The following is a 549-nucleotide window of genomic DNA, read 5'->3' as shown; positions in this document are numbered from 1 at the left end:
CGAGCGGCGGAAAAGGGGGGAGTGTGAACAGGCGATCGGCCGCTCGCGCGGTGGGCGGACCACGAAAATCCACGCGCTGAGCGAGCCTGATTGCAAACCTTGCGCATTTCATCTCACTCCGGGACAAGCGCAGACATTGCTGCAGGGCCGGCCCTTTTGAAGCTCGCGCCGCCCATGTCTTCCCTCATTGGGGACAAAGGCTACGATGGCGACGGCTTTCGCGCCGAAATCGTCAATCGCGGCGCGAAACCCGTCATTCCAAACAAATCCAACCGGGTAACCCTCCACAGCTTCAGCAAGCGCCTCTATAAAGGGCGCAATGTTATCGAGCGCTGTTTCTGCCGGCTCAAGGATTTCAGGCGTGTTGCTACTCGCTACGACAAACTTGCCAGAAACTTCTTGGCCGCCGTCCACCTCGCCGCTCTCGTCGCTCATTGGATCAATTGAGTCTGAACCCTAGCCTAGGCTAGCACTACTTTGGCAGATTGTTGATTTTGCCGCGATTTATAGGATTCCCGAATCAATTGTTCAATGATTCATGGGTGGTCG

General features: G+C 56.3%; 1 pseudogene. It reads left to right on the top strand.

The annotated features are described in order from the left end of the window. Positions 1 to 447, top strand: a pseudogene (locus IVB32_RS20140) (IS5 family transposase); the annotation flags it as partial. Positions 448 to 549 lie beyond the last annotated feature (102 nt).

The organism is Bradyrhizobium sp. 23 (assembly GCF_023073295.1).
Lineage (GTDB): Bacteria > Pseudomonadota > Alphaproteobacteria > Rhizobiales > Xanthobacteraceae > Bradyrhizobium > Bradyrhizobium canariense_D.
Note: the sequence above shows the minus strand (reverse complement) of the source record. Positions and strands in the feature narration are given on the sequence as shown.